The sequence below is a fragment of the Actinomadura macra NBRC 14102 genome (assembly GCF_001552215.1).
GTDB classification, from domain to species: Bacteria; Actinomycetota; Actinomycetes; order Streptosporangiales; family Streptosporangiaceae; genus Spirillospora; species Spirillospora macra.
In genome coordinates this window covers 20530-46276 of sequence record NZ_BCQT01000029.1, presented here as the reverse complement: position 1 = coordinate 46276, position 25747 = coordinate 20530, and the positions used below count along the sequence as shown (strand labels likewise).

The following is a 25747-nucleotide window of genomic DNA, read 5'->3' as shown; positions in this document are numbered from 1 at the left end:
GCCGGGCCGCAGGACCTCGCTCGCCTCCAGCGCCGGCGCGTGCCCGTCCCGCAGCGCGCCGAGCCGTCCGGCGGGCAGCCGGATCCGGTCGCCATGGCAGATCAGCGCCGGCGGCCGGGCCTGGACGGAGTGGACCGCCGCCAGCAGGCACCCGGAGCCGACCGCGACGCCGGGCCGCACGATCTCGGTGAGGTCGACACAGACGCGCAGCCCGCGCAGACCGAGCCGGGCCGCCTGGGCCGACTGCCCTTCCAGCACGGTCAGCAGCCGGTCCACGTCGAGCCGGCCTGCGGCGAACCCCGCGTCGCAGGGCGGCTGGACCGTCACCTGGCCGCGGTCGAAAAGCATGTGGGTGTTGAGAGACGCGGCCCAGGTGCCGCCGTCGATGAACAGCACCCGCTGGCCGCGCTCCACCGCGGCGGTCACGTGGGCCGCCCACAGCGCGCGGCGCTCGTCCTCGCCGGTGTAGCCGATCCATACGTGGTCGCCCTGCTCGACGCCGAACACCGTGGTCAGCGAACCGGGCATGGTTCACCCCCCGGCCGACCCCCCGCTCGCGACACCGACCCCCCTCTCCGTGGTGACGCCAAGGATTGCGCTGATCACGTTGCGTATCAAGCGGAACGGGCTGATCGGTCCATCCTTGGCGCCGGGCCGGCCTGAAACGGCACGCCGTGTGGGGGTAGCGTCTGATCAATGACCAGTGCAGAACTACTCACCGACGCGTTCGACCGGATCCAGGAGATCGTCCACGAGGCTGCCGGCGGGCTCACACCTGACCAACTCGTCTTCCGCGCCGACGCCGACGCCAACACGGTCGCGTGGCTGGTGTGGCATCTCAGCCGTGTCCAGGATGATCACATCGCCGACGCCGCCGGAACCCCGCAGATCTGGACGTCGGACGGCTGGGAGGGGCGCTTCGGGCTGCCCTTCGCTTCGTCCGAAACGGGCTACGGGCACACCCGCGCCGAGGTCGCCGCCGTGCGGGTCGAGTCGGCGGACCTGCTCACCGGCTACCACGACGCGGTGCACGACCGGACCGTCGCCTATGTCGGCACGCTGACCGACGGGGATCTCGACCGCGTCGTCGACGAGGCGTGGGACCCTCCCGTCACCCTGTCGGTCCGGCTGGTCAGCGTGGTCTCCGACGCCCTTCAGCACGCGGGACAGGCGGCCTTCGTCCGCGGCCTGGCCCAGCGATCCTGAAGCAGCGATCCTGAGCGGTCAGGGCTCGGTGGCACAGGCGCCCGGCCGCCGGTCCACCTGCGTGGGCGGGGCGGCGAGAGCCGCCCCGAGGCTGGGATGGATCGTCAGCCGCTGGTCCAGGTTGGTGACCTGGAGGACGCGGGCGACCCGCTCGGACACCGGACCCGCCAGCGCCGCGCTCCCACCGCGTCCCTCGGCGGCCAGGTAGAACCTCAGCAACAGGCTCAGCCCGCTGGAGTCCAGGAACGCGAGGCGCTCCAGGTCGAACACCAGATGCTCGCCGTGCTCGCGGCGGCCGGCGCGAATGTCGCGCTCGACCTGCTGCACGGTCGGCAGAGACAGATCCCCGGCCAGGGCGATCACGGTGCGCGGGCCTTCGGCCCTGCAGGTGACGGTGCACACGGTCATCGGTCCTCCCCACCCCTCACACCCGGACGCCTGGCGTCCGGCACTGCGGCGTTCCAGCAACGCCCGATTGTCCCCCGTCCCGGCGGGAAAGAGAGCGGCGCCCAGGGAATCGTCCGGCCCGATTCCTGACCGAAACCGGCCCGGCGGCCGGCGCGTGCGGCCCTCAGTCCGCGGGAAGCTCGCCGAGGGTGACGTCGAGCGTCTGCTTCGACCCATCCGGACGCTGAATCTCCAGCTTGACGGTGCCGCCGGGCTTCAGCGCGGCGAGGACCGCGGACAGCGCCGTCTGGTCCGGTGTCGGGGTGCCGTTCGCCGACAGGATCACGTCACCGGGCCGGATACCCGCCGTCGCCGCGCCGCCGCCCGGCGCGACCTCGACCACCGCGACGCCACCGCCTCCCTCCCCGCCGGACGGGTCGACGATCGTCCGCACCGTCGCGCCGATCGCCGCGCGGCCGGAGTCGGTGACCCGCCCGTCGCGGATCAGCTGCGGGACGATGCGCTTGACGGTGTTGCTGGGCGTGGCGAACCCGATGCCGACGGCCGCGCCGCCCATCTGCGGGTCCGAGGCGGCCGCGGTGGGGATGCCGATGACCTGCCCGTCCAGGCCGACCAGGGCACCGCCGCTGTTGCCGGGATTGATCGCGGCGCTGGTCTGGACGGCGTCGGCGATCGTCGAACCGGGGAAATCGCCCTCCTGCTTGGTGGACACGGTGCGGTTGAGCGCCGAGACGATGCCGTTCGTGACGCTGCCCGCCAGGCCCAGCGGATTGCCCATCGCCAACACGATCCGCCCAACCTCGATCTTGGCCGAGTCGCCGAACGCGGCCGGCCGCAGCGTCCCTCCCGCCACCTTGACCACGGCGAGGTCGTCGGCCGCGAAGGAGCCCACCTGGGTCGCCTTCAGCGGGGCGCCGCCGCTGGCCGCCGTGACCTGGACCTTCTTGGCACCGGCGACCACGTGCGCGTTGGTGACGACGTGGCCGTCACCGTCGAAGACGACGCCCGACCCCTCGCCCTGGTCTGTCTCGATCTTCACGACCGACGGGAGCACGGCGCCCACGACCTTTTCGTACTGCCCCTCAAGCTGCGCCGCTCCCCCGGACGGCATGGGCGGCTGTCTCCGCGCCGCCCCTGCGTCCCCGTCGCTGCAGCCGCCGAGCGCGAGGACTCCCGCGAGCGTTACCGCCATTCCGATGCCCATCCCGATATTGCGTGACCAGCCCATGGGCCCACCTCCAGCACGAGTCCTTCCCCGCCATGGAGGCGCGGGCCTGGAATCGGGTGGAGACGGCGCGCGCCGCGCTGAACGGAGGGCAAAGCAGGCACCTCCCACAGCGAAACGAGGTCAGCGGCTCACAGGGGATCGTCGGCTTCCCACCGTCACGGCAAAGATCCGGCCAAAAGTTCGGCGGCCGCGAGTCTCGCCGGCACCGACTCTTTTGTGGAGACCCGTCGGCAACACCCTTTAGTCGGGGCGTACACGAACTCGGACAGGCTCGTACTGCCTCGGACATCGAATGCGTTGACCGGCTTTTTTCACTGGGCAATGCTTTGGACATCCCTCGACGTGAGGAGCGTCATTCGACAACTGGAATCCACCACCATCGAGATACCGGAACCCGGCGGGTACCGGAACCAAGGAGATGTAAATGAGAACGACAATCGCTCGTGTGGGCATCCTCTTCGCGTCCACCGTCGCGCTATCGAGCGGAGTGGGGTTGGGCACCGGCGCCGGAGCGTCGGCGTCCACCGTCTCCAGCGCGTCCTCGCAGTCCAGCGCGGCCTGCAACTGGGACGCCAAGAAGCCGTACAAGAGCGGCCAGGTGGTCTACGCGAAGGTGTCCGCCGCCGGATGTGGCGGCCGTCACTGGCGGGGCGTCCTGCAATGGCGGACCTCGATCGGCAGCTGGAGGAATCTGGACTCCGTCGAGTGGTCCGGTAACAGCACCAAGACGCTCCGGTTCGCCTGCAACCGGGGAGAAACCGAAAGTTACCGGGCGATCATCGACCATGAGAACGGCGACAACCGGACCAGTCCGGTCGCCCGGATCACCTGCTAGGTCTTTCCGACGGTAGCCGGCGAGTTTCGCTCCGCCTCCGCCTCCGCCTCGGCGGGGGCGGAGCGCGGACCGGAAATGTCATTCCTCGACAATTCCATCACGTCTGGCCTCACGGTAGAAGTCCACTCTGGTGCCGACCTCGCGGCCGGCTTTGGCATATTTTTCGCGGGCCCTTTCGAGGTACTGCTTGACCGTGTGCTCACTGATCCCCATCTGGCGGGCCACGCCGGCCCGGGTGAGGCCTCCGAGCCAGAGGCGCATCGTGCGCAGTTCCTGCTGGGAGAACTTGGGCTGGACGTGCGCGGTGCCGGCGAGCATGGCGCCGGCCTGGGACGGGGTGGTGTACTTCTCGCCCGCGGCCACCGCGAGAACGGCGTCGATGAGATGGCTCCGCCCCTCGTTGGCCTCCTTGGTGATGTAGGCGAGCGCGCCCGCCATGTCCGCGCGTTGGACAATGTCGGGCTCGGCGTGCTGGGAGAACACCACGATCCGGCGGCCCCGGGCGGCCAGCGCGGCGATCTGGTCGAAGACGAACTCCCCGTCGATGCGCAGATCGATCACGAGGACGTCGGCCGTCGCCGCCGGGCCGCTGTCCAGGTCGGCGAGATCGGTGCCGGTGTGGACGATCTCGACGCGGTGGCCGTGATCCTCGGCGATCCACATCTCGACTCCCGACAGGACCACGTCCTGGTCATCGATCACGGCGATGGTCACGGCTTCTCCCATCGAGCCTCCACCCAGAGCAGGTCCCCGTCGTGATCAGTGGTCACCACGACTCCGTCCGCCGCCGGGCGCGGGGGCACGACGACGTCGGCCTTGGCCAGCACCGCGATGCTGACGTGGGTGCCGGTGCCGACGACCGTGACCCGGGCGTGGTCCCGGGTGCCGGCCAGGACGGCGAGCGGGGCCTCGGCCAGCCGTGCCACGGTCCGCTCGCCCATCGGCGGTGGAACCCCGACCCGCACCATGTCGATGACGACGCCGCGGCGCATCGCCTGATCCAGGCCGGGGCGCAGGGCGCGCAGTACCGGGTCGGGGACGTCCTCCTGCTCGGCCAGCAACTGCCGGAGCATGGCCTCGGCGGTGGCGCATCGGCGGCGCACGAGCGGATCGGCGGCGTCCACGGTGCCCTCGGCCAGCCCGCGCAGGATCGGCGCGATCAGGGTTCGCGTTTCCAGGTACCGGCGTAGGCGCGAGGAGGCGACCTCGGCGATGACCGCCTCGCGGGCGGCGAGTTCCCATCGTTCCGCAGCGGCCTGGGCCGCCATCCCGCCGCTGAACCGGAACACCCGGGCTCCGGCGATCAAGGCGAGCTGAATACTGGCCGAGGCGTACAGCAGGGTCACGAACCCGGCGGTGTCGTGCCGGCTCAGGTGCCCGGCGGCCACCAGCGCGGTGAGCACGACGCCCGCGTTCAGCGCCAGCAGCGCGACGTACTCGCGCGCGGGGCGGTGCATCAGCAGCAGGACGCCGACGAGCCCGACCGTGGCCCAGGCCCAGTTGATCTTGAGCTGTTCGTCCCCCGGGCAGTTGGCCGCCATGACGATCCCGGTGGCCAGGTCCGCCGCGGCGAGCAGCCAGGTCGTCGTGGTGGAGCAGTGTCTGCGCCGCAGCAGCAGGATCGCGGCCGTGGCGATGAGCAGGAGCTGGGCCGCCCAGACGGCCACCGCGGCCGGGGGTGAGCGGAAGTGGCCGAGATACGTCAGCAGGGCGGTACCGGCGGCGCACACCTGCCACAGGGCGACGGCGACGATCGCGGCCACGTCGAACGCGCGGTTGAACCAGACGGCGAACGCGCCCACCGCCGAGGCGTCAGCCATGGGCCCACCGCACGGTGACCACGGTCCCCCGCCGCGGGCGGGACTCCACCGTCGTGGTTCCGCCGACGACCGCCATCCGCTCGACCATCGAGCATCGGATGCCGCTCCGGTCGGCCGGGACGCGCGCCTGGTCGAAGCCGCGTCCCTGATCGGCCACGGTCACCGTCACCGCCGCGCCATGCCGGCCGGCGTGGACCGACGCCCGGCTCACGCCCGCATGACGGGCGACGTTGCGCAGCGCCTCGCCCACCGCGCCGGTGATCGCGGACGCGACCACCTCCGGGACCTCGATCCGGGTGGGCCCGGCCCGGGCGGACGGGGCGACGATGAGATCGGCGGCGACCTCGGCGCTCATCTCGGTGACGAGCCCGGCCAGATCCGCGACGAGATCGACCTGCGGGCCCTGGCCGGCCGGGAGCGGGGCCGACACGTCCTCCATGACCTCCAGCGCCCGCCGGGCGCCCCGGCGCAGGCCCGGCGAACCGGTCTGCACGGCACCCGAGGCGACCATGGTGAGCGTGGCGAGCACGGAGTCGTGCATCTGCGACCGGTAGTGACGCTCGTCGGCCCGGCGCGCCGCCTCCAGCACCATCCGCTGCCGCTCGCGGTCCCGCTCGGCGACGAGAGCGTCGGCGCGTCCGCCGCCTCGGCGCAGCAGCCACATGATGGCGTTGACGACCACGGCCTGCACGAACAGGATGCGGACCAGCGACGTCGTCGCCGGCGCGCCGGCGACGTACGCCGTGATCACCACTGCTGACAGCACCAGCGCCGCGATCTGCCCGAGCGCGAGTTGTGCCACGTAGATGGCGGTGCTCGCCAGCATGATGGCCCAGGTCGTCTCGTCGACGAGCATCTCGGTGGGGACGATCTTCGGCTGGGCGAGCAGGGCGAGACAGATCACGCCGCTGTCGGCGGCGACCATCGGCGGCCTCAGGCCGTACCGGAGCGCCGTCGCGGTGAAGATCGCGACCCATACCGCCAGCCCGCCAAGCACCGCGACCTGCCAGGCGCGGGAGATCCCCGCTCCCTCACCGAGGGTCGCGGCGGTGATCGCCGCAGCCACGCCGCCGGCGCGCAGGGCGATGGTGAAGCGCAGGACCGTCTGGGCCAGGGCGTAGTCCGACGGTCCCGGCCGCCGGACCGTCCCGCCCTGCCGGGAGTTCAGTACAGCCATGTGTGTTATCCGCTAGGTCATGTCGGGGCAGGGAGCAACACGACCTTAATGCGGCACGCCGGAAGATCATCACACCCGGCGCGGAACGGCCTATCCCGGCCGCCGTGTTTCCGCGATCCGGAACGACCGTGAGCGTGCTGTCACGCTCTATGGCCTACGCCTCACGTACCAGCGCCACACGCAACCTCCCGTCAATGTGGCCAGCAGCGCGGTGACCCCAAAGGCCGGACGCTTCCGAGCCAGTTTTCCCTCCCTGTCAGTAATGGATTCGCCACCTATTCCTGGGATAGCAGACCCGATTTGCTGGATTGTCTCGTTCTCTTCCCGCCGTTCTGTCACTGCGAGTTCCCGCCGGGCAAGGAGCCATTGGTCGATGCTCTGGTCATCACCCCCACACGCGGCGATGAACGCCGTGAGAAGGTCCTCGCGGGGCAGCGCCTCCCGGGCCAGTGCTCCCGCGATGGTGCTGTGCGGAAGATGGTGTCCGGCTGCGGCGGCCTCCCGCTGGATCTGCCTGAACGTCAGACCGGACCACGCTTTCAGCTCGCGCATTCGCGCGACGAGCTCGGCCGCCGTGAACACATTTCCGGGATCCGGAGGTCGTGGATAGGACAGGCACTGGTCGACCATGACGTCTCCTTAGCACAACGTGCAGCGAGTCTTTTCGCATGTCCGATGCCTGCTCTGTGGACACTCTCTCCCCCGCCGAGCCTGCACCCCGTCCACCGATGGTGGGCTGACTCAAAACTAACTTCAGTCGATCACCGCTGTCATGACCGACGTTCGGGGGTCACCGGGGGTGTGGCTTTCTGTAGCCGGGACGGGGTTCGAACCCGCGCCTTCCGCAGTGAAAATGAGAGGACCTACTATTAGTCGACCCGGCCTGAGCAGCGCGCCTACGGGCCTTCGGGAGAACGTTCGCGCTCACCGGTCATGGCGTCGCTCTCCCTTCCTGTCGAGTGGTTCGAGAATGGGACATGGGCAGGTCCGGGCGCAATCGGATTACGTGGGCGGAGCTCGGCCAGCAGGCGCGTCCACCGGTAACCGATATGGCACAGGTCGTAGGCGCGCGCAGTGTGCCGGGCTTCGTCGCCGAGCCGGTCGCGCAGGGCGGGATCGGCCATGAGTTCCCCCAGGGCCGCGGTGAGCGCGGCAACGTCGGTGGCGGGGACGAGAAGGCCGTCGTGGCCCGAGGTGATGAGGTCGGCGGGGCCGGTGGGGCAGTCGAAGGCCGCGACCGCCAGGCCCTTGCTCATGGCCTCGATCACCACCATCGGCAGGCCCTCGCGGCGGGACGGCAGGGCGAAGACCGACGCGGCCTCCATCTCGGCGGCCAGACTCGCCGTGGCCGGGCGCAACTCGACACGGCCGGCGAGGTCGTGTTTGGCGATCATGGCGTGCAGCCGCGACCGGTCGGCGCCGGAGCCGAAGATGCGCAGGGTCCAGCCGGGGTGGGCCGCGGCCAGCGGCTCGAAGGCCCGGATGAGCAGGTCGAAGCCCTTGGTATGGATGAGCCTGCCGGCGGCGAGGATGACCGCGGCGTCGCGCCGGGACGGCCCGCCAGGAAGGTCGGGAAGGGCGTTCGGTATGCGGACGACCCGGGTGGGTGCGCCTTCCAGTGCCGCCTCGTACCCGGCGCGGGCGGATTCGGTGAGGGTCGCCAGGGCGGTGAGGCGGCGGTACCGGCGGACGATCTGGCGGCCGAGGCGGGGCCGGTAGGCCGGCAGGCTCATGTGGTCCTGGCCGACCGTGACGACGCCGCGCGGGGCGAGTTCGGCGGCGAGGAGGTTGAGCGACGGCCTGGTCGCGATGAGGACGTCCGGGGGCGTGCCGCGGAGGGCGTGCAGGAGCCGCAGGTCCGTCCAGAGGCTCATGCCGCGGAACGACGCCTCGTCCACGGGGGTGAGAAGGCTGGGGAGGCGGGACAGGACACGGGCCGGGCCGGCGCGCGGCGGGACGCGGTCGTCGGCGAACCGCACGCCGACGTCCGGCGGAAGGGGAAAGAACGGCCGCTCGCGCTTGCGGACGACGCTGACGATCTCGACATCGTGGTCGCGGGCGAGGTGGCCGCACAGGTTCAGCACGGTGCGAACCGTGCCGCCGGTGCCGTGCGCGTGCTGGAGGAGGACGCGGACGCGGAGCCGGCCTCCCGGTGGCGGGACGCGCCGCCACCCGAGCGGGCGAGCCGCCCACAGCACCGCCCGGCGGAGGACGCGGTGCGCGCTTCGCCGGGCGTGCTTGAAAGGGCTCATCCGGGTCTACTGCCCGGGATCAGGCGCCGGGCAACGTCACCCGGTCGTCACGGTGCGATCGAGGGCGCTGCCCTTGACCCACCTGCTCCAGCGCATCTGGTAGAAGCTCCAGCCGTTGCTCCAGTCCAGACCGCGCTTGCTGCCGGTGATGATCACCGGGTCGCCGCGGTAGGACCAGTTGTAGAACCACCGGGCGGAGGCGGGCGGGGAGTTGAGGCAGCCGTGGCTGACGTTCTGGCGACCCTGCGCCCACACGGTCGCGGCCATCGAGTGGATGTACTCGCCGCTGTTGGAGATCCGCACCGCGTGGGGGATGACCTCCTTGTAGCCGCCGTTCTTCTTGTCGTCCGGCTTGACGCCCATCCACTCCGACGTCATGATCGCCGGATTCTCCTTGCCCATGGTCAGGTGGATGCCGCTGGTGGTGAGGTAGGTGTCGACGCCGTTGACGACCCGGCCGCCACGGCCGGCGCTGATGCCCCAGCTCTTGACCTTCTTGCCGTTCTTCTTGACGACCAGCCTGTGCGTCTTGGTGCTGACGTTGATGATGTGCGAATCACCGATGCGGAACCGGCGGGTGTAGTCGGAGATCCCGTAGGTCTTCTTGCCTGACTTGACTCCCGACAGCTTCGCGGTGAACGTGACGGACTGGTTCGGCTGCCAGTACTGACCGTTCTTCGTCCGGAAGATCACCTGGGTGTCGCTCACCCAGTACCACGCGCCGGTGGCGGGTTTGGTCGACTTGACCTCCAGGGCCCGCTCGACCGCCTTGCGGTCCCCGACGGCCCGGTTGAAGGTGACGATGATCGGCATGCCGACGCCGACCTTCTCGCCCTTGGTCGGGCTGACGTCGGCGACGTCCAGTTCGTTGGCCGCCTTCAGCGTGACGAACCTGGAGTTCACCGTCGTCGACTTGCCCTTCGGGCTCTTGGCGACGGCCGACACCTCGTACTGCGTGCCCGGACGCAGCGTCCGGGACTTCCAGCTCGTCTTGTCGGCCGCCATGGCACCATCGACCGGCTTGCCCTTACGGGTGACGCTGACCTGCTCCAGCGTCCCGCCCGCGGCCGTCACGACGACGCCCGCCTCCGGGCGTGCCTTGCCGTCCCCGTTGCCGGGGTTCACCGTCACCTGGGGGGCGGCCGAATCGCCCTTGCCCCCGACGGTGACCCCGTCGTCTTTCTCTCCCCCGGAACAGGCCGTCGTGAGGAGCAGCACGGCCCCCGCCACTCCAGCGCCGGCCCGGACCCCTGCGGAAACCCTCCGCTGCACCTGAACCTCCCGAACCCGCCATCTACCAGGGAGACATTAGCGACAAAAGCCGACGATCATGCCTCGACCCGGGGTTTTGGCAGGAGTCCGAAATCAAAGCGTTGCAAGACGGCGCCTCTGCGTGGCCCCCGGACGGCCCTGTTCAGGTCAGGGCGCTGCCCTGCCTCCACTTCTCGAAGGGCACCTGCCACTGCCCCCAGCCATTGTCAGGCTCGACCTCCCGGTCGCTGCCGGTGAGGTCGATCACATCGCCGCGCTGCATGGTGTTGTAGAACCACAGGGCGTCGGACGGGCTGACGTTGAGGCAGCCGTGGCTGACGTTCGCCGAACCCTGCGAGCCGACCGACCAGGGCGCCGAGTGGACGTACTCGCCGCTGTTGGAGAAGCGGACCGCGTGGTTGACGACGGTCTTGTAGTAGCCGGCGTCGCCCTCCTGGCGGCCCGGAGAGACCATCGTGACGGGGTTGCCCCTCTCCATCAGCAGGTGAACGCCGCTGGTGGTGGTGAACTCGCGCGTCTGCCCGTTGCCCGCGCTGAACGGGATGGTGCGGACCTTCTGGCCGTCCCGCTTCACCGTCATGCGGTGCTGGCCGATGTCACCGGTCGTGATCTGCGCGGCCCCGATCGTGATCGTCTGCTGGGCGTCCTTGGCTCCGTAGACGCCGCCGCCCGCGTTCACCCCGGCCAGCCTGGCCTGGAACCGCACCGTCTGGTGCGGCTGCCAGTACGTCTTCGTCCGGTAGGTGACCTGGTCAGGGGCCACCCAGTTCCAGGCACCCTCGACGGGCTTGTCCGGAGTGACCTGCAGGACCCGCTCCACCGCGGCCTTGTCGGTCACTGGACGGTTGAAGCGGAGCATGATCGGCATGCCGACGCCGACCTTCTCCCCCTTGAGGTTCGGCGTGACGTCGGTGATCGAGAGCGTCTTCTCCGGCTTGAGCGTGGTGAACGCGCTGGTCACCGTGCTGGTCTTGCCGTCGTCACGGGCCTGCGCGGTGACGGTGTAGGACGCGCCGGGCGTCAGTGTCCGAGTGGAGCGCCAGGACTTGCGGTTGCCGGCCATCTGGCCGGTGATCGCGGCCCCCTGGTTCCCCTGGACGGTGACGTTCTCCAGTTTGCCGTCCGATGCCTTGACCTCGATCGTCCCGTCCGGCTTGACCTGGGCGGTCCCGTTCGCAGGTGTGATCGTCACGGCGGCAGACGCCCCCGAGGCCAGCTTGCCCTCGCCACCGCCTCCGCAGCCGGTCGCGAGCAGCGCCACCGCGCCCGCGCCGCCGGCCATGACAAGCCCGAAACGCCCCTTGCCACCCACAAATCCCCCCAAAGTCACTTTCCACCACGTGTGGTGAAAACTAGCTGACTAGGGGAGACGTCCCAAACAGACCGAAAGTTCGGCGTGGATCGAAACCGATCCACCGGATCGTCCGGGACGGGCCGCTCACGCCTTGGACGGCTCGGCGTTGACGTGGCGCAGGCAGCGCTTGAAGCCCCAGACCGAGACGCCCACACCGATCGCGCCCAGCCCGGCGACAATGCCGGTGCGGAACCACAGGTACATGCCGATCGACTCGTTGAACAGCATCCAGAGGCTGACGATCACGTTGGTGAACAGGACCATCGACCACAGCAGCGAGATGCGCAGGAAGAACTGGTGGACCCGCTCGTGCCGCAGGAACGCCTCGGGGATGGGTGCCATGTCCTTGGCCAGCTTCTTGGCCAGGGGCCGGCCCAGCGGCACTGAGGCGAGGAAGGAGATGCCCACGAGAAGCGTGCCGAGGGTCGGCTGGAGGAAGTAGACGACGGCGCTGTGGGTGGCGGCCGCCAGTGCCGCGCGGACGGTGACACCGACCGCGGCCAGCAGCAGCATCCCTGGCACGGGGTGCCCGCGCACGTACCGGTAGATGATCCCGCCGTACACCCACGCGACGGCGGCGATGAGCGCGCCGTTCAGACCGAGAAGGACGAGAGCGGCGTAGAAGACCGCGACGGGGGCGATGACCCCCTCGACGAAGCGCGGCAACGCGTGCATGAGCAGCGCCGTCACACGCGGGAGCTCGAAGTGGTGCCCGCCGTCGTGCCCCGCCTCGCCCGCCGGCACGGTCGGAGTCGGATCGGACGCGGGCACCGCCTCCTCGGGCGGTTCCGCGGACGTGGTCGCCGGTCGTTCCATCGAGCGCTGCGCTCCCCGATCGGTGTGCATGGACTCGGTGTCTGTGAACTCGGTGTGCATGAACTGGATGTGCATGAACCCGGTGGTGACGATTCGCACCACCGTACGTGATGTGCGGCGTGTGTCCACCCGCTTTGGCGAGGAACCCGCCGCTCGACCGATGGTTCGGATGGGGGTCCGCCCGGGTCCGGGACCCGGCCGGATACGGTCAGAGCCGAACCGGAACTCCGTCCGCTGCGTACTATTTTGCCCCTTTCGTATCGCCCGCACCGCCCGATTCATCCAATTCATCCCTTTCGCTGGGGAGATCAGTGCCGACGGGGCTCGGCCCGGCTCCGCCGGTCCTCGCTCAGCCTTCGGGGAGCGGCGGCTGGACGTCACGGGCGGCGGCGTAGATCGCCCGCAGTGTCACCGCCACCGACGGCCTGCGCACGCTCGCCGTCCGCGTGACCGCGTACACCTCGCGGGCCAGTGTGCATTCCGGGATGCGCCGCACCGCGACTCCCTGGTCACCTGCCGCGAGCGCCAGCGCGGGGACGGCCGTGATCCCGATACCGCGCGCGACCAGGCTGAGGATCGTGTGCAGGCCCTCGAACTCCCAGGGGACGGGACGCGCGCCGCCGACGGTGTCCAGCAGCCGCTCCACGGCCTGCCGCGAAGGCTCGCCCGGCGGCGCCGCCATCCACGGCTCGTCCCGAAGCTCGTGCAGCCGGACGGGCCGCCCGGGGTCCGACATCGGGTGCGCGGACGGGACCACCAGCACGAGCGGGTCGCGGCGCAGGTGGAAGAACTCCAGCACAGCGGGCGACTGGTCAGGGACCTTGCCCGTCCAGTCGTCGATAAGCGCGATGTCCACCTCACCGTTCTGTACCTGCCGTATGCCGTCCCCGGGTCGGGTCTGCCGCAGCACGAACGTCAGCCCGGGATGGTCGCCGAGGCTCTGCGCCAACGCGGGGGCGAACGCGACGGCGGCGGTCGGGAACGCGGTGACCACCACGCGACCCATGGGGGTGTCGGCCTGGGCGGACAGCTCCGCCTCGGCCGTCTCGACGAGGGTGAGGATCTCCTCGGCACGCGCCGCGAGGCGGCGCCCGGCGTCGGTCAGTTCGGCGCTGCGCGCGGTGCGGTCCAGCAGCGGGATGCGGGCCTCCCGCTCCAGCGTGGCCAACTGCTGGGAGACGGCCGAAGGTGTGTAACCGAGGGCCGAGGCGGTCGCGGCGATGCTGCCACGGCGGGCGAACTCGGCGAGAAGCCGCAGGCGGCGCAGCTCTAGCATTAGCTCATCTTACGGTCACCATCGACGAGACTCGCTTGTGATGATGCTAAAAGCGGGCAAGCATGAAGCGACACCCGGCCGGGGTCGCACACGGGGATCCATCTGTCACCGACCGTAGTTCCGTCATGCCCTCTTCCCTTATGCCTGTTATGTCTTGTCTGGAGCCGTGATGCCTGCCCAGAGCCCGTCCACGCCCGCCCGGCCGCTGTCCTTCACACCACGTCCGGTGCCCCTGTCCGCCACACTCGCCGTGAACGAAGCCATCGCACGTAAGAAAAAGCAGGGGGTGCCCGTCCTCCCACTCGGGTTCGGCGAGGCCGGCATCCCCATTCACCCCGCCCTGACCCGCGAGCTCGAGTCTGCGGCCGGCCGCGGCGGCTACGGGCCCGTCGCCGGGTCCGCCGCACTGCGCGCCGCCGCGGCCGGCTACTGGACCCGCCGGATGCTGCCCACCGACCCGTCCGTGGTGGTCGCCGGCCCCGGCAGCAAACCGCTGCTGTTCGCGCTGCTCATGTCCCTCGGCGGGGACGTGGTGGTGCCGACGCCGAGTTGGGTCTCCTACGCCGCGCAGACCTCGCTCGCCGGGGCCGAGGCCGTGCACGTGGCCACCCCGCCCGGCGAGGGCGGCGTGCCCAGCCCGGCCCTGCTCGCCGACGCCGTGGTCCGGGCCCGCGCCCGGGGGCGCACCGTCCGCACGGTGATCGTGACGCTGCCCGACAACCCCACCGGGACCATCGCCTCCGAGGACACCGTCCGCCGGCTGTGCGCGGTGGCACGGGACCTGGACCTCGTCATCGTCTCGGACGAGATCTACCGCGACCTGGTGCACGTTCCCGGACGCGCGGTGTCGAGCCCCGCGCGGTTCGCTCCGGAGCGGACCGTCGTGACGACCGCGCTGAGCAAGAGCCTCGCCGCCGGGGGGTGGCGGCTGGGCGTCGCCCGGTTGCCGGACGGCCCGTTCGGCCGCGAGCTGCGTGACAGCGTGCTGGGCGTGGCGAGCGAGATCTGGTCCAGCGCCCCGGCCCCGATGCAGCACGCCGCCGCCTACGCGTTCGCCGAGCCGCCCGAGTTGGTCGAGCACGTCGACCGCAGCCGCCGCCTGCACGCCGCCATCACCGGTGCCGTCGCCGATCGGTTCGCCTCCGCCGGGGCGTTGGTCGCGCGGCCGGAAGCGGCCTTCTACCTCTATCCGGACTTCGGCCCGCTGCGGGACGCGCTGCGGAACGGCCACGGCATCCGCACGGCTCCCGATCTCACCGGGTTGCTCTTGGAACGGTACGGAATGGGCGTCCTGCCCGGTAGCGCGTTCGGAGACGCCCCGGCGGCGCTCCGGATGCGGGTGGCTCCGAGCCTGCTCTACGGGGAGGACGACGAACAGCGTCTGGCCGCCCTGGCCTCGCCCTCTCCAGCGGATCTGCCCTGGATCGCGCGCGCACTGGACCGGCTGACCGAGGTCCTCACCGACCTGAAGGAGACCGCGAACGTGGGCGAGCCCGTTCCCGTCTGATCTTCCGGGGCCGGCGGTGAGGGCCACGGCGGCGCACCGCGCTGCGGCGGCGTGCACGGCCTGAATCATTTCCACCGGTCCTTTTGCCGGCCCGGCGTCTGCGGAGGGTAAGGGAGTCGAACCCCTTCGAGTTTCACCTCGACGTCAGTTTTCGAAACTGCTGCCTTACCGTTCGGCCAACCCTCCTCAACAACGCCGGGGGCGCCCGACCGGCGGCCGGTGCCGCCCACGTGGACCAGCAGGGAGTCGAACCCTGATCGCTTCCTTGCAAGGGAAGTGTGCTTCCGTTACACCACAAGCCCGTCGATCACTTCCAGCAGGGGTGGAGGGAGTCGAACCCCCTTTCCGCTGGTTTTGGAGACCAGCCGCCTAACCGGTGGCTCACCCCTTCGAACCTTCGTTCCCGACATGGTCAAGGATGGGGTGACCGCAGGACCTCACGCAAAGGATTTTCCGTCAGCATGCCGAAACCCACGGTCACTCTGCGGAAGGTTCGAGTCGCAGATAGTGCGGGCCCGGCGTCATTGATCGCCCTCTTATCATCCGTGTCTCGGCGCGTTCCATAGCCGCCCGACCGGCGCGTATAAGGGTGGTGTAAGGTCCAACGACGCACGGGGCGAACGTCACGATCCCACCGACTGCAGGCCAAGTGGCGTCCTGCCGGACCATCCCGTGGTAAACCCGAGACAAGCGTGATGTCACGTGAGTGAAGAAAGAAGGCGAGGGGGCCCGCCATGAGGCATGCACGGGATGGGGCTGCCGCGGCGATGAACGCGGCCTCAAGGATTCTCGTCGCACGGGGCAAGAACGAGCCTCAGGAGCTGGAGAACCCGGACGTCGCGTGGGGACAGCGCGCCCGGGACGGCGTCTGGGTGCCCACCAAGGACGGGCAGCGCCTGCACGTGGGCATCGACGTCGCGGCGTCCGACAAGGTCGCCCAGGTGCTGCGGCCCAGCCTGCGGGTGTTCGTCGGCGTGGACCTCGACACCGACATCGTCGCGCAGACGACCGACAACGGGGTCCGGCTGCTGACGATCATCCACGGGCCCGACGCGCCCTCGGAGTTTCGCTTCGCGCTCTCCCTCCCCGACGGCCTGGCGCTGGAGGCGATGCCCTCCGGGGGCTACGACGTCGTCCACCTGCGCTACGGCGCGACCGTCGGCCGGCTCTACAACCCGTGGGCGAGCGACGCGATGTTCCGGCAGGTGAAGGCCGACTACGCGCTGGAAGGCACGATCGTGACGATGCGCGTTCAGCACGCGGACGCGTTCTACCCCGTCGTCGCCGACCCGCACTACGCCCGCTGACCGTACGCTGACCGAACCGCCGCCGGGTGACGCCCGGCGGCACCGGCGGCGGCTACGAGCCCGCCTTTTTGATCACGACCGGGTCCTCGAAGTCGAGTTCGCGGCTGATCTCGCGCAGCGTCTCGGCGCCGATCCGTCCTCGCTCGTAGAGGGAGGCCAGCTTCGCGCGCTGGACACGGACCAGCTCGGAGCGGACGTGCCGGGTGTTGGGCGGGCGCGACTGCTCATCGGTGTCCTCCCTGTTCAGGAAGTACCGGAGGCGATCCAGCCGGATCTCCAGCAGCTGGCGGAACGCCTCGGCGGTCTGCTCGTCCACCTCGTCGTCCTCGGCCAGCTCATCCAGCCGGGCCAGCGCGGCCTGGAGCCCTGCCTTGCGCGCGATCATCGCCTCCCGGCGGCGCAGCTCGGACTCGATCAGGCCGAGCCCGCGCAGCAGGACCGGCAGCAGCGGCGCCTGGCCGATAAAGGTGATCAGCACCACCAGTGCGGTGAGCAGGATGAGCACGCCGCGCTCGGCGCCGACGGCGGCGGGCAGCGACAGCGCGATGGCGAGCGAGATCGCACCGCGCATCCCGCCGAGGCCGATCACGGTGCGCTGCCGCCACCCGGGCCCCTCCTGGCTGCGCCGCCCGCCGGGCACCGCGGCCGCGAGCGGCCCGCTGCCGAGCTGCCACAGCAGCCGGACGCCGATCACCACGGCCGACACCGCGAGCGTGGTCAGCGCCACCTCGCCCCAGGTATGCCCGCCGGGCTCGCGGAGCACCTCCCTGATCTCCAGGCCGAGCAGGACGAACAGCGCGGACTCCAGCAGGAACGTCAGAATCTGCCAGAACGCGTTGCCGACCAGCCGGGACGCGGGCTGCAGCACCCCCTCGCCATGCGTGCCGATGGAGAACCCCGCGACGACGGTCGCCAGCACACCGGACGCGCCCAGGTTCTCCGCCGGGATGAACGCCAGGTACGGCGTGACGAGCGAGACGATGATCTGGCTGACCGGGTCCTTGATGGAGCGCCGTACCCGGCGGATCACGATCCCGAGCACCAGCCCGTACGCCACTCCCCCGGCGACGACCTGGACGACCCGTCCGGCGCCCTCGGCAGGTGTGAAGCCGGTGCCGAGCGCCTCGGCCGCGAGGCCGAATATGGTCAGCGCCGCGCCGTCGTTGATGAGGCTCTCGCCCTCCAGGATCGTGACCATCCGGGGCGGCGCACCGAGCCGCTGCATCACCGACGTCGCGGCCACCGGGTCGGTGGGCGAAACGGCCGCGCCGAATGCCAGCGCGGCGGCCCAGCCGAGCCCGGGCAGCAGGGCGTGCACCGTCCCCGCGACCGCGACCGTGGTGACGGTGGTGAGCCCGAACGCCAGGGTGACGATGGGCACGATGTCGGCGCGGGCCTCACGGGGCGCGGTGAAGAACGCGGCGTGGTAGACCAGCGGCGGCAGGAAACCGAACAGCACCAGGTCGGGCGAGACCACCACCTCGGGCAGCGCGGGCACGAAACCCGCCGCCATGCCGAGCAGGACGAGCAGGATCGCGTCGGGCACGCGCAGCCGCCCGGCGAGCGCGCGGGCCAGCAGCACCACCACGGCGACGACCAGGAAGACGATGAAGAGCCGGTCCTCCCCCACGGCGTGATCATGTCCCGAACGCCGCGGGGTACTCGCGCGCGCCCGCAACCGCTGCTGGAACGTTCCGGCAGGGCGCACGCCGGCCCGCTGGCGAGCGACGGCGGGACCGCGGGGCGCGGCTCGCCGGAGGTCTCAGTGCGAACCCTGCGCGGACGAGGTGCTCCGCCGTCATATGGTTGAGGCCGGGCCGCGTTCCGGTCCCGGCGACGACGCCGGGCGTACGACCCCCGTACCGCGCCGGGGGTCTGGGGGTGGAACCCCTGGAGCCAGAGGCCCCGGTCCCCCGAGACTGGAGTCATCGTGATCTTCACTCATGACACCGAGCACGCGCTCGCCGTCGTCGTCGACCTGATCAACACCAGTGCCGCGGCGTCTGGCGCGGAGGAGCTCGACGGGCTGCCCGGCCTGCGCGCGTTCATCGGGCGCAACGCCTTCAGCGACGTGCCCGACCTCACCGAGGCCGACGTGGCCCAGGCCAGGAGGCTGCGCGACCAGTTCCACGCCGTGTTCCGCGCCACCGATGTGCCGACCGCGGTGCGGCTCGTCAACGAAGTGATCGGCGGCGTTCGCGCCACCCCGCACCTGACCGATCACGACGGCTACGACTGGCACGTGCACTTCTTCGCGCCCGGTGCGCCGATGGGCGAGCACCTGGCGGCCGACTGCGGCATGGCGCTGGCGTACGTGGTGGCCGCGGGCGAGCTCGACCGGCTGCGCACCTGCGAGGCGCCGGACTGCTCGCGCGTCCTGGTGGACCTGTCGCGCAACCGCTGCCGCCGCTACTGCGACAGCCGCACCTGCGGCAACCGCATGCACGTGGCCGCCTACCGCGCCCGCCAGCGAGAGGCTGCGCACTAACCCAATCCCGGCCCAGGGGGGCTCGCCTGGCGGCGCGCCCTCTGACCGCGCTTGGGCGAGCGCGGCATCACGTGAACGTGCGGTCGTTGCGTCCGTCAGATGGCAGGCAGCCGATGCTCAACCGGTCCGTGCATGTCGATTCAGGGGGTCAGGGCCTGGACGGCGGTCAGGGCGCTGCGGGCCGCGGGGACGTCGTGAACGCGGAAGACGCGGGCGCCCAGCCAGGCGGAGACGCCCAGGACGGCCAGGGTGCCGGCGCCGCGCTTGTCGACGGGTCTGCCGAGGGTCTCCCCGATGAAGTCCTTGTTGGATACCGCGACCAATACCGGCCATCCGGTCGCGGTCATCTCGCCGAGCCGGCGGCTGATCTCCAGCGAGTGGCGGGTGTTCTTGCCGAAGTCGTGGGCGGGGTCGATGAGGATCGCGTCGCGGCGCACCCCGAGCGCCACGGCGCGCTCGGCCTCGGCGGTGACATGGCCGATCACGTCCGCCATGACGTCGCCGTAGCCGATCCGGTGCGGTCGGGTGCGCGGGTCCAGGGCGCCGGCGTGCGAGCAGACCAGCCCGATCCCGTGCGCGGCGGCGACCTCGGCGAGGCGTGGGTCGGGACCGCCCCAGGTGTCGTTCAGCAGGTCCGCACCCGCCCGCGCGACGGCCTCGCCGACCTCGGCCCGCCAGGTGTCGACGCTGATCACCACGGTGGGATACCGGTCGCGGACGGCGGCGACGAGGTCCACCACGCGCCGCAGTTCCTCGGCGACGCCGACGTCCTCGCCGGGCCCGGCCTTGACACCGCCGATGTCGATGATGTCGGCGCCGTCCTCGACGGCCCGTCCAGCGGCGTCCAGGGCCGCGTCGAAGGCGTAGGTGGCGCCCTTGTCGAAGAAGGAGTCGGGCGTGCGGTTCACCACCGCCATGATGGCCCGGGGACCGATCTCGCGCCCGTTCAGCCGCAGCGGGGCCAGGTGTGGATCGCTCATGGTGATCACACCGTGGCACAGGGAGGGCACCCCGCGCCACGTGACCGGCCCCGCGCCATGTGACGGGCCCCGCGCACCTGCGCGGACGGACCGCCGGCATGAACCAGAAGCAAATTCGGTTCAAACGACGCCCTCCCTCGTCAGCATCGCAAGGGGGTCGCTAACCTCATAAGCCACGCTCGCCGCGGGATTCTTCCCGTGGCGGTCACGCGTCTGTTCCCTTCGGCCATGGAGGATCCGCTGTCCAGGCGAGCACTCATCACCGGCATCACCGGGCAGGACGGCTCGTACCTGGCCGAGCATCTGCTTGAGCAGGGGTACGAGGTGTGGGGTCTGGTGCGCGGGCAGGCGAATCCGCACGTGTCCCGGCTGCGCAAGCACATCGGCGACGTCCAGATCACCACCGGGGACCTGCTGGACCAGGGCAGCCTGATCTCGGCGGTGGAGCGGGTCCAGCCGGACGAGGTCTACAACCTCGGCGCGATCTCCTACGTCCCCATGTCGTGGCAGCAGGCGGAGCTGACCGCCGAGGTGACCGGGATGGGCGTACTGCGGACCCTGGAGGCGATCCGCGTGGTGTCGGGCATCAGCCCGTCCCGGACCCCTGGGGGCGGGCAGATCCGCTTCTACCAGGCGTCCTCCTCGGAGATGTTCGGGATGGTCCGGGAGACGCCGCAGAACGAGAAGACGCCGTTCCACCCCCGCAGCCCGTACGGCGTCGCCAAGAGCTACGGGCACTACATCACGCAGAACTACCGCGAGTCCTACGGGATGTTCGCGGTGAGCGGGATCCTGTTCAACCACGAGTCGCCGCGCCGCGGCGCGGAGTTCGTCACCCGGAAGGTGTCGCTCGGCGTGGCGCGCATCAAACTGGGGGTGGCGAGCGAGTTGCGGCTCGGCAACCTGGAGGCGCGGCGCGACTGGGGCTACGCCGGCGACTACGCCCGCGCGATGCGGCTCATGCTGGCGCAGGACGCGCCGGAGGACTACGTCATCGGAACCGGGCAGACGCAGTCGGTCCGGGAACTGGTGGACTTCGCGTTCCGTACGGCGGGCCTGGACTGGGAGGAGCACGTCGTCCTGGACGCCCGGTACACCCGCCCGGCCGAGGTCGACCTGCTGTGCGCCGACCCGAAGAAGGCGCGCGAGCAGCTCGGCTGGGAGCCCGAGGTGACCTTCGAGGGCCTGGTGACGATGATGGTCGAGTCGGATCTGCGGCTGCTGTCGGAGTCCGCGCGCCCCGAGGACGAGCCGTTCGCTCCCGACCACTGGTGATCTCCGCCCGGCGTCCGTGATCGAAGGGCCGGTGGCGTGCGACGATGCTGCCATGGCTACCTGTGAGCATGTACGGTTCGTCCCGGCGCAGGACCCGTCTCCGAACACCCCGCAGGGATGCGAGGAGTGCCTGGCGGAGGGCACCCGGTGGGTGCACCTGCGGCTGTGTCTGAGCTGCGGACACGTCGGCTGCTGCGATTCCTCGCCCCAGCGGCACGCAACCCGGCACTTCGGGAAGGAGGGCCACCCGATCGTCCGGTCGTTCGAGCCGGGCGAGGACTGGCGGTGGTGTTTCGTCGACGAACTGATCGTCTGATGCCGGACGTCCGGCTGGGTACCGGACCGGGGCGCTGGATCCTGCTGGCGACGGTGCTGGGATCGAGCGTGGCGATGCTCGACGCCACCGTCGTGAACGTGGCACTGCCGAGGATTGCCCGCGACCTGGACGCCGACATGGCCGGCCTGCAGTGGACGGTGAACGCCTACACGCTGACGCTCGCCGGGTTCATCCTGCTCGGCGGATCGCTGGGCGACCGGTACGGACGGCGCCGGATCTTCCTCATCGGGGTGGTGTGGTTCGCGGTGGCCTCGGTGCTGTGCGGTGCGGCGCAGGATGTCGGGATGCTGGTGGTGTCGCGGGCGTTGCAGGGCGTCGGCGGCGCGCTGCTGACACCGGGCTCGCTGGCGATCATCCAGGCGTCCTTCGTCTCCGACGACCGGCCCCGCGCGGTCGGCGCCTGGTCGGGGCTCGGCGGCGTCGCGGGGGCGGTCGGGCCGTTCGCGGGCGGCTGGCTGGTGGAGGCGGCGGGCTGGCGCTGGGTGTTCCTGCTCAACGTCCCGCTCGTGGTGGTCGTGGTCCTGGTGGCGGTGCGGCACGTCCCCGAGAGCGTCGACCCCGACGCCCGAGGCCGCTTCGACGTGTTGGGCGCGGCGCTGGCCGCGCTCGCCCTGGCCGGGACGACCTACGCGCTGACCGAGGCGCCCGGCGGCGGTGCAGCGCCGGCGGTCATCGTGTCCGCGGGCGCGGCGGGCCTTTTCGGTGCCGTCGTGTTCGTGCTGGTGGAGCGTGCCCGAGGGCGCGGCCGGAACCTGCCGGGCGTCCGGTCCCGCGGCGAGGTGCCGCGTCCGATGCTGCCGCTGGAGGTGTTCGCCTCCCGCCAGTTCTCCGCCGTCAACGTCGTGACGTTCGTCGTGTACGGCGGGATGGGCGTGCTGTTCTTCCTGTTCGTCCTCAACCTCCAGGTGGTCGGGGGGTTCTCGCCGATCGCGGCGGGAACGGCGCTGCTGCCCGTGACGGTCCTGATGCTGCTGCTGTCGGCGCGGGCGGGCGCGCTCGCCCAGAAGATCGGTCCCCGGCTGCCGATGACCGTCGGGCTGGTCGTCGCGGGCGTGGGAATGCTCCTCGTCGGGCGGATCGGCGCGGGCGCCTCGTACACGACCGACGTCCTGCCGGCCGTGGCCGTGTTCGGGCTGGGCCTCTCGGCGGTGGTCGCGCCGCTGACCGCCACCGTCCTCGCCACCGCCGACGAGCGGCATGCGGGCGTCGCCAGCGGCATCAACAACGCGGTCGCGCGGGCCGCGGGGCTGCTGGCGGTGGCGGCGATCCCGCCGCTCACCGGCCTGACCGGCGACGCCTACACCAACCCCGCCGTGTTCTCCGACGGGTTCCGGCTGGCGATGACGAGCTGCGCGGCGCTCCTGGGCGCGGGGGCAGTCCTGAGCTTCCTCACCGTCCGCGACGATGCGTTGCGCGGCCCGGCGGGCGAGCGCCGGGAGCCGCAGTGCAGGAGGCAGTGCGGCATCGGCGCGCCCCAGTTGCAGCCCGAACCGGAGACCGTTCCCGCCGCCGGGAGGGACGCCGTGTAACGGGCCGAGCGCGAATCTTGGTCCGAATCCGGCTATGTCCAGGACCGGATCGGCGCCTTGGCATACGGTCGGGGCATGAATCTGCGGCAGCTGCGCTACGTCGTGGCGACCGCCGACCACGGCACGATGACGTCGGCGGCCCAGGCGCTCTATGTCGCCCAGCCCGCGTTGTCGCGGGCCGTCCGGGAGCTGGAGCGCGAACTCGGCGTCGAACTGTTCGCGCGCTCGGGGCGCGGCGTCGTCCTGACCTCGGTCGGCGAGCAGGTCGTCCAGCAGGCGCGCGTCGCGCTGGAGGCCGTCGACGCGATCGAGGGCCTGTCGGTCGCGCGCGCCAACGGGAGGCCCGGCGCGGAGCTGCGCATCGCCACCACCACGTCCCTGGAGCCCGAGCTGACCGGCCGGCTCATTCCCCGCTTCGCCCGCGACCAGCCCGCCGTCCGGATCCGGGTGGTGCGCTGCGAGGACCGCGACCAGGTCGCGGCGGCGGTCCGCGCCGGCCGCGCCGACCTCGCGCTCGCCGAGCTGCCGGTGCCCGGCGACATGGCGGCGCACCCGTTCGAGCAGCGCGAGGTGGTGCTGATCTCACCGCCCGCGCTGCGGGTGCGCGAGCCCGTGCCGCCGACGGCGTTGGACGGCATGCGGCTCGTCCTGCCCGCGCGGGGCAGCGCCCGCCGCGCCGAGATCGACGGGATGCTGCGGCGGATCGGCGCGACGCCCGTGGCCGCGGTGGAGTCCGACGAGCGCGGGTCCTGGCTGGGCTGGGTGCGCGCCGGTATGGGCTCGCTGCTGTGGTACCGCAACCAGCTGGACGACACCGAGGGCGTGGTCGTCCGCTCGTTCATGCCGCCGATCACGCGCATGATCGGCTTCGTGCACGCGCACCGGCAGCTTCCCCCCGCCGCCCGCGACTTCCTCGCATTCGCCAAGGAGACCGCCCGCGACCACCACTGACCGGCCCGCCGTGACCGGCTTCCGGGGAAAGCTGGAATCATCTGGCGGATGGAGACGACGCACGCGCTCTGGCTGCTCGCCGTACCGGTCAGCGCCCTGATCGTGGCCGCCGGCGCACGGCGGCTCGGGCTGTCGGCGCCGCTGGTCCTGGTGATCGCCGGTCTGCTGTTCTCGTTCGTCCCGGGCGTCCCGGAGTTCGAGCTCAACCCCGAGTTCGTGCTGTATGTGTTCCTGCCACCGTTGCTCTTCTCCGCGGCGTGGCAGAGCTCGTACTACAACCTGCGCGAGAACGTCCGGTCGATATCGCTGCTGTCGGTGGGGCTCGTGCTGTTCACCACGTTCGCCGTCGGGTACACGGCGTCGATGCTGGTGCCGGGGCTGCCGTTGTCGGCGGCGTTCGTGCTCGGCGCGATCGTGGCGCCGCCGGACGCGGTCGCGGCGGTGAGCGTCGCGCAGCGGCTCGGGCTGCCGCGCCGGACGGTGACGGTGCTGGTCGGGGAGAGCCTGTTCAACGACGCGACGGCGCTCACGGCGTTCCGGGTCGCGGTCATCGCGGCGACGGGCGCCGGGTTCACCCTCACGGACGGGGTGCTGCGGTTCCTGTTCGCGGCCGTGGCGGGCGCGGCGGTGGGGATGCTGATCGGCCCGCCGCTGCACTGGCTGCGCACCCGGCTGGACGACCCGCTCGTGGAGAACGGGGTGGCGCTGGTGGCACCGTTCGCGGCCTACCTCATCGCCGAGACCGTGCACGCGTCCGGAGTGATCGCGGTGGTGGTCGCCGGGTTGTACCTCGGCCACCGGTTCACCGAGTCGCCGGCGGTGACGCGGCTGATCGGGCACTCGTTCTGGAAGGTCATGGTCTTCGTCCTGGAGACGGTGGTGTTCCTGCTGATCGGGTTGCAGCTGCCGCCGATGATCGACGGCCTGTCCGGGCACGACCCGGTGGACCTGGCGGGCTGGGCGGTGGCGGTGTTCGCGGTGACCGTCGCCGCGCGGTTCGTGTGGGTGTTCCCCGCCTCCGCCATCCCGCGGTGGCTGTCACGACGGGTCCGGGAGCGGGAGGCCGACGTCGGCTGGCGCGGGCGCGTCGTGGTGTCGTGGGCGGGGATGCGCGGGGTGGTGTCACTGGCGGCGGCGTTCGCGATCCCGTTCGTGACCTCGGACGGCGAGCCGTTCCCCGGCCGCGACCTCATCCTGTTCCTGACGTTCACGACCGTCCTCGCGACGCTGCTGGTGCAGGGGTTGACGTTCCCGGCGCTGATCCGGGCGCTGCGCGTCGGCAGTGCCCAGGAGCGCTACGCCGACACCGTGGCCGAGGCCGGCGCGCAGCACGCCGCCGCCAGGGCCGCGCTGGACCGGCTGGAGGAGTTGGACGCCGAGGAGGAACTGGACGCGGCGGTCGTGGACCGGCTGCGTCAGCTCGCCGAGCACCGGCAGCTGCGGGCCTGGGAGCGGCTCGGCGGAGGGACGGGACCGGCCGGCGAGGAGGTACCGACGGCGACGTACCGGCGGCTGCGGCGAGAGATGCTGGCGGCGGAGCGGCGGGTGTTCGTCCGCATGCGGGACGAGCGTCGTATCGACGACGAGGTTCTGAACCGCGTCCTGCACGAACTGGACCTGGAAGAGGTCGCGCTCATCCGCGACTAGCGGATCGTCGAGACGATGCGGCCCGAGCAACGCCCGGCGGGTCGCCCCGGCGCGGGCAGGCCGAAGTGGCGGGCCGCCGGGG

24 protein-coding genes and 4 tRNA genes are annotated in these 25747 nt (G+C 71.2%); 10 read left to right on the top strand and 18 right to left on the bottom strand.

What is annotated here, in order from left to right:
- On the bottom strand, positions 1-528 hold a 528-nt coding region (locus tag AMA02S_RS37505; protein WP_157431085.1), incomplete at its 3' end, for an MEDS domain-containing protein.
- 168 nt (positions 529-696) lie between these two features.
- Between AMA02S_RS37505 and AMA02S_RS37500 the strand changes: the two genes are divergently transcribed.
- The gene (locus AMA02S_RS37500; protein ID WP_067469064.1) at positions 697-1206 is read left to right on the top strand and encodes a mycothiol transferase; all 510 of its coding nucleotides are present in this window, start codon (positions 697-699) and stop codon (positions 1204-1206) included.
- Between the two features lie 18 nt (positions 1207-1224).
- Here AMA02S_RS37500 and AMA02S_RS43120 read toward each other — a convergent pair whose 3' ends face one another.
- On the bottom strand, positions 1225-1614 hold the full coding sequence (locus AMA02S_RS43120; RefSeq protein ID WP_067469061.1) for an STAS domain-containing protein: 390 nt from the start codon (positions 1612-1614) through the stop codon (positions 1225-1227).
- Between the two features lie 163 nt (positions 1615-1777).
- Complete coding sequence (locus AMA02S_RS37490) at positions 1778-2842, bottom strand: S1C family serine protease (RefSeq protein ID WP_067469058.1); 1065 nt, start codon at positions 2840-2842, stop codon at positions 1778-1780.
- 424 nt (positions 2843-3266) lie between these two features.
- Here AMA02S_RS37490 and AMA02S_RS37485 point away from each other — a divergent pair, with 424 nt between their 5' ends.
- Positions 3267-3677 carry a hypothetical protein gene (locus tag AMA02S_RS37485; RefSeq protein WP_157431084.1) on the top strand — a complete coding sequence of 137 codons (411 nt, stop codon included), beginning with the start codon at positions 3267-3269 and terminating at the stop codon, positions 3675-3677.
- A 78-nt stretch (positions 3678-3755) separates the two neighbouring features.
- Here AMA02S_RS37485 and AMA02S_RS37480 read toward each other — a convergent pair whose 3' ends face one another.
- The 10 genes from AMA02S_RS37480 to AMA02S_RS37435 form a co-directional block, all read right to left on the bottom strand.
- On the bottom strand, positions 3756-4403 hold the full coding sequence (locus AMA02S_RS37480) for a response regulator transcription factor (protein WP_067469052.1): 648 nt from the start codon (positions 4401-4403) through the stop codon (positions 3756-3758).
- Positions 4388-5497: a hypothetical protein gene (locus tag AMA02S_RS37475; RefSeq protein WP_067469046.1), complete on the bottom strand. Its 1110-nt coding sequence runs from the start codon at positions 5495-5497 to the stop codon at positions 4388-4390. Before AMA02S_RS37475 ends, AMA02S_RS37480 begins: the two co-directional genes overlap by 16 nt.
- Positions 5490-6674 (bottom strand): sensor histidine kinase, encoded by a 1185-nt coding sequence (locus tag AMA02S_RS37470; RefSeq protein ID WP_067469044.1) that lies wholly within the window; start codon positions 6672-6674, stop codon positions 5490-5492. The genes AMA02S_RS37475 and AMA02S_RS37470 overlap by 8 nt, the downstream gene beginning before the upstream one ends.
- 147 nt (positions 6675-6821) lie before the next feature.
- Positions 6822-7304: a hypothetical protein gene (locus AMA02S_RS37465; protein WP_157431083.1), complete on the bottom strand. Its 483-nt coding sequence runs from the start codon at positions 7302-7304 to the stop codon at positions 6822-6824.
- Between the two features lie 182 nt (positions 7305-7486).
- Positions 7487-7558, bottom strand: a tRNA-Glu gene (locus tag AMA02S_RS37460).
- A 12-nt stretch (positions 7559-7570) separates the two neighbouring features.
- On the bottom strand, positions 7571-8926 hold the full coding sequence (locus tag AMA02S_RS37455) for a glycosyltransferase family 4 protein (RefSeq protein ID WP_067469040.1): 1356 nt from the start codon (positions 8924-8926) through the stop codon (positions 7571-7573).
- A 36-nt stretch (positions 8927-8962) separates the two neighbouring features.
- Positions 8963-10144: a L,D-transpeptidase gene (locus AMA02S_RS37450; protein WP_245668007.1), complete on the bottom strand. Its 1182-nt coding sequence runs from the start codon at positions 10142-10144 to the stop codon at positions 8963-8965.
- A gap of 196 nt (positions 10145-10340) precedes the next feature.
- Positions 10341-11522 (bottom strand): L,D-transpeptidase, encoded by a 1182-nt coding sequence (locus tag AMA02S_RS37445; RefSeq protein WP_245668006.1) that lies wholly within the window; start codon positions 11520-11522, stop codon positions 10341-10343.
- Between the two features lie 114 nt (positions 11523-11636).
- Complete coding sequence (locus AMA02S_RS37440) at positions 11637-12467, bottom strand: VC0807 family protein (protein WP_245668005.1); 831 nt, start codon at positions 12465-12467, stop codon at positions 11637-11639.
- Positions 12468-12717: 250 nt separating this feature from the next.
- Entirely contained in the window at positions 12718-13644 is a 927-nt protein-coding gene (locus tag AMA02S_RS37435; protein ID WP_067469032.1) for a LysR family transcriptional regulator, read from the bottom strand.
- Positions 13645-13813: 169 nt separating this feature from the next.
- On the opposite strand from AMA02S_RS37435, the gene AMA02S_RS37430 reads away from it, so the two are divergent.
- Positions 13814-15151, top strand: coding sequence for a pyridoxal phosphate-dependent aminotransferase (locus AMA02S_RS37430; protein WP_067469027.1), 1338 nt, complete (start codon positions 13814-13816; stop codon positions 15149-15151).
- A 101-nt stretch (positions 15152-15252) separates the two neighbouring features.
- Here AMA02S_RS37430 and AMA02S_RS37425 read toward each other — a convergent pair.
- The 3 genes from AMA02S_RS37425 to AMA02S_RS42515 form a co-directional block, all read right to left on the bottom strand.
- Positions 15253-15337, bottom strand: a tRNA-Ser gene (locus AMA02S_RS37425).
- A 45-nt stretch (positions 15338-15382) separates the two neighbouring features.
- A tRNA-Ala gene (locus AMA02S_RS37420) sits at positions 15383-15453 on the bottom strand.
- Positions 15454-15468: 15 nt separating this feature from the next.
- Positions 15469-15540, bottom strand: a tRNA-Trp gene (locus AMA02S_RS42515).
- Between the two features lie 345 nt (positions 15541-15885).
- On the opposite strand from AMA02S_RS42515, the gene AMA02S_RS37415 reads away from it, so the two are divergent.
- Positions 15886-16458, top strand: a complete 573-nt coding sequence (locus AMA02S_RS37415; RefSeq protein ID WP_067469024.1) for a hypothetical protein — start codon at positions 15886-15888, stop codon at positions 16456-16458.
- A gap of 52 nt (positions 16459-16510) precedes the next feature.
- Here the strand turns inward: AMA02S_RS37415 and AMA02S_RS37410 are convergent, their stop codons facing one another.
- Positions 16511-18088: a Na+/H+ antiporter gene (locus AMA02S_RS37410; protein WP_067469021.1), complete on the bottom strand. Its 1578-nt coding sequence runs from the start codon at positions 18086-18088 to the stop codon at positions 16511-16513.
- 300 nt (positions 18089-18388) lie between these two features.
- Here AMA02S_RS37410 and AMA02S_RS37405 point away from each other — a divergent pair, with 300 nt between their 5' ends.
- On the top strand, positions 18389-18946 hold the full coding sequence (locus AMA02S_RS37405) for a CGNR zinc finger domain-containing protein (protein WP_067469018.1): 558 nt from the start codon (positions 18389-18391) through the stop codon (positions 18944-18946).
- A 140-nt stretch (positions 18947-19086) separates the two neighbouring features.
- On the opposite strand, the gene folP is transcribed toward AMA02S_RS37405, so the two are convergent.
- Positions 19087-19926 (bottom strand): dihydropteroate synthase, encoded by an 840-nt coding sequence (folP, locus tag AMA02S_RS37400; protein WP_067469078.1) that lies wholly within the window; start codon positions 19924-19926, stop codon positions 19087-19089.
- Positions 19927-20166: 240 nt separating this feature from the next.
- Between folP and AMA02S_RS37395 the strand changes: the two genes are divergently transcribed.
- The 5 genes from AMA02S_RS37395 to AMA02S_RS37375 all read left to right on the top strand — a co-directional run bounded on the left by AMA02S_RS37395 (position 20167) and on the right by AMA02S_RS37375 (position 25665).
- Complete coding sequence (locus AMA02S_RS37395) at positions 20167-21201, top strand: GDP-mannose 4,6-dehydratase (RefSeq protein WP_067469075.1); 1035 nt, start codon at positions 20167-20169, stop codon at positions 21199-21201.
- Between the two features lie 52 nt (positions 21202-21253).
- Positions 21254-21517, top strand: a complete 264-nt coding sequence (locus AMA02S_RS37390) for a ubiquitin carboxyl-terminal hydrolase 14 (RefSeq protein WP_067469015.1) — start codon at positions 21254-21256, stop codon at positions 21515-21517.
- Positions 21517-23067, top strand: a complete 1551-nt coding sequence (locus AMA02S_RS37385; RefSeq protein ID WP_067469013.1) for an MFS transporter — start codon at positions 21517-21519, stop codon at positions 23065-23067. The genes AMA02S_RS37390 and AMA02S_RS37385 overlap by 1 nt, the downstream gene beginning before the upstream one ends.
- Before the next feature lie 75 nt (positions 23068-23142).
- Positions 23143-24018 (top strand): LysR family transcriptional regulator, encoded by an 876-nt coding sequence (locus AMA02S_RS37380; RefSeq protein ID WP_067469010.1) that lies wholly within the window; start codon positions 23143-23145, stop codon positions 24016-24018.
- A 48-nt stretch (positions 24019-24066) separates the two neighbouring features.
- Positions 24067-25665 (top strand): Na+/H+ antiporter, encoded by a 1599-nt coding sequence (locus AMA02S_RS37375; RefSeq protein ID WP_067469007.1) that lies wholly within the window; start codon positions 24067-24069, stop codon positions 25663-25665.
- The last annotated feature ends 82 nt before the right edge of the window (positions 25666-25747 follow it).